Annotated in this window: 3 protein-coding genes; all 3 read right to left on the reverse strand. The window is 67.2% G+C overall.

Translation table 11 applies throughout. From position 1 onward, the window contains the following. Nucleotides 1-220 (reverse strand): 50S ribosomal protein L10 (gene rplJ / locus AB0O67_RS37125; RefSeq protein ID WP_365460471.1); only part of this gene is annotated, 220 nt, incomplete at its 3' end. Between the two features lie 290 nt (nt 221-510). Further along, nucleotides 511-1,476 (reverse strand): hypothetical protein, encoded by a 966-nt coding sequence (locus tag AB0O67_RS37130; RefSeq protein WP_365460474.1) that lies wholly within the window; start codon nt 1,474-1,476, stop codon nt 511-513. A gap of 240 nt (nt 1,477-1,716) precedes the next feature. Then, on the reverse strand, nt 1,717-2,442 hold the full coding sequence (gene rplA, locus AB0O67_RS37135; RefSeq protein WP_365460477.1) for a 50S ribosomal protein L1: 726 nt from the start codon (nt 2,440-2,442) through the stop codon (nt 1,717-1,719). Between the last annotated feature and the right edge of the window lie 90 nt (nt 2,443-2,532).

Consider the following 2,532-nt stretch of genomic DNA (forward strand, 5'->3'; position numbering starts at 1 on the left):
CGAAGAGCTGGTCGTCGAGCGTGATCCCGGCCTCGTTGGCCGCAATCTTGGTCAGCGTGTTCTTCACCACGGCGTACTGGGCGTTCTCACCGAGCGAACGACGCAGCGTCTTGAGCTGCGCCACGGTGAGACCGCGGTACTCGGTCAGCACGGCGGCGTTGGAGCTGCGGAACTTGTCCGTCAGCTCGGCAACCGCGGCAGCCTTGTCGGGCCTCGCCATAGAGCCTCGGCCTCCTTCCGGGTGATTCGGACCGCGCGGACCCGAAGGAGGACTGGGAAAAACGAAACGCCCCGGCGCAGGCGCACGGGGCGGACTCGACCGGCTGTACATACGTTTGCGTACGCACTCCGGGAGCACTTCCACTGTCACCTGCGCGGGTCGTCCGCTGTTCAGCGGATCCTTCGGCCACCGCGCCCTCATGCGAGCGCACGGCAACGACCAGCGGTCTTTGGCTTCTGTGGAAGAGTACGGGACCGGATCGCCGTCAAGCAAATCCGGTCCCGGGGCAGCTAGACGTCGGACCCGGTCTCCGGGTTCTCCAGCCCGCTCAGATCCATCTCCGGGCCGTCCTCGCCGAAGGCGCCCTCACCGGCTCCGGCCTCGCCCAGCTCCCCGAGCATCGCGAACAGGTCGAAGGTCTCGGAGGCCGGCGGAACCTCCACCTCGGCCTTGGCGCCGTAGTCCGAGAACCTCATGCTTATGTTGACGTCCCCCGCGGGGGACCGCATCGTGACGTCCATCCGGACCGGCAGGTCGTCCTGGTCGACCCAGACCTCGGTGTCGTAGCCCTTCATGCCGGACTTCTCGACGTTCTCCAGGAGCTTCTTGCGATCCCCGGGCTCCAGGACGTCCAGGCTCTTGTTGCTCTCCATCATCTCCTTGACGGTGAGCGTGCCCTTGTAGTGCTCGGCCTCGACGCCGTCGACCTTCTCGCTGCCGACGTGCTTGAGGTTGGGCGACTCCAGGAGCAGGGCGAGCTGCTCGGCCGGGCTCTGGTTCATGTTGTCCAGTCCGGAGGTCATCTGCCGGGTGAGGGCCGGGTCTCCGGCGGCCTCCGCGGCGGCCTTGAGGTCGAGCTTCATCCAGCTCTTGCCGTCCATGTCCTTGGCTGCCGCGGCCCCCATGTCCATGTACATGACCTCGTCACGCCAGACCATGCGGACCTCTTCGGGCGCCTCCGGCCCGGCGGTGAGCATGGAGTCCTTCATGGTCACGTCCATGACGGTCGGGTCCCAGCCCATCACGCCGGACATGGTCATCTCGCCGCCGCCGTCCATCGCGGCCGGCATCGACATGGTCATCTCGATCTTGGCGGACTTGGCCTCGGCGGTCTTCTCGTAGGCCACCGTCAGGACCTGCTGGACGCTCCGCGAGCCGGACGCCCCGTCCCCTTTGCCGGCTCCGCAGCCGACGGCTCCGCCGGCCAGCGTCAGGGCCGCGATCGCGGCGATTCCCGTCCCCGTCCGTGTGCGCACGGAAAGCTTCATCGATTCCCCCCACGGGAAGTCTGTGAACACTCTATAGATCACATGTATGACCTGTGGATCACATGTGTGAGCTGTGAGCCTATCCCAGGGGTCCGACAGGCCCTTGGGATTTACCGGTGCCCTGCCGGCGCGGTGACAGTCCTTGGCTGGCGGGGCCGGGCACGCGAACGGGCCCCGCACCTGCGAGAGGTGCGGGGCCCGTGACCGACTTCAGCGAGCCATGAGGGCTCAGACCGCGGCCGGGTCCTCCTCGACGAGGAGGTTGCGGGTGCGGTTCGGGTCGAGCGGAATGCCGGGGCCCATCGTGGTGGTGATGGCGGCCTTCTTGATGTAGCGACCCTTGGCGGCGGACGGCTTCAGACGAAGGATCTCCTCCAGCGCGGCGCCGTAGTTCTCCACCAGCTTGTCGTCGTCGAAGGACGCCTTGCCGATGATGAAGTGCAGGTTCGAGTGCTTGTCGACGCGGAACTCGATCTTGCCACCCTTGATGTCGTTGACGGCCTTGGTGACGTCGGGGGTCACGGTGCCGGTCTTCGGGTTCGGCATCAGACCACGGGGGCCGAGCACGCGGCCGAGGCGGCCGACCTTACCCATGAGGTCGGGGGTGGCGACGACGGCGTCGAAGTCCAGACGGCCCTTCGACACCTCGTCGATCAGCTCGTCGGCGCCGACGATGTCGGCGCCCGCGGCACGCGCGGCCTCGGCACGGTCGCCGGTCGCGAAGACCAGGACCCGGGCGGTCTTACCGGTGCCGTGCGGAAGGTTCACGGTGCCACGGACCATCTGGTCGGCCTTGCGCGGGTCGACACCCAGACGGAAGGCGACCTCGACGGTGCCGTCGAACTTGGTCGTGGAGGTCTCCTTGGCGAGACGGACGGCCTCGAGCGGGGCGTAGAGCTTGTCCCGGTCGATCTTGGCGTCCGCAGCGCGGAGAGACTTGCTGCGCTTGCTCACTACTGCTCCTGGGTTTCTTAGGAGTTGTGGTCCAGGCCGAGCAGGCCCTGCCACTACTGCTCTGGGAGGTTGGGGCTCAGCCCTCGACCG

It is taken from the genome of Streptomyces sp. NPDC086077 (genome assembly GCF_040686175.1).
Taxonomy (GTDB): Bacteria; Actinomycetota; Actinomycetes; order Streptomycetales; family Streptomycetaceae; genus Streptomyces.